Here is a 266-nt window from a genome sequence, read left to right as displayed (position 1 = left end):
GCACAATTTGAAAGCTATCAGGCCACTCTGGAAACTATCGAAGGTAGCCAGGAGAAGGCGAAAGCCTCTTTGGACTGGATTGCCGGTTTTGCTAAAAAGACGCCTTATGACCTCGCTCAGGTAACTGAGTCATTTGTGAAGTTGAAGGCTTACGGCATTGACCCTATCGCTGATGATGCGTTGCGCATTCTCGGTGATACCGGATCGGCTATGGGTAAGAGCCTGGATCAGGCGGTTGAAGCTTTCGCGGACGCGGCAACTGGTGA

General features: G+C 51.5%; 1 protein-coding gene. It reads left to right on the top strand.

Annotation, left to right across the window (positions count from 1 at the left end; translation table 11 throughout):
- Nucleotides 1-266: tape measure protein (locus RMT89_RS43475; RefSeq protein WP_315889276.1), on the top strand; the 266-nt coding region annotated here is incomplete at both ends.

The sequence above is a fragment of the Streptomyces sp. P17 genome, assembly GCF_032436805.1.
Lineage (GTDB): Bacteria > Actinomycetota > Actinomycetes > Streptomycetales > Streptomycetaceae > Streptomyces.
Note: the sequence above shows the minus strand (reverse complement) of the source record. Positions and strands in the feature narration are given on the sequence as shown.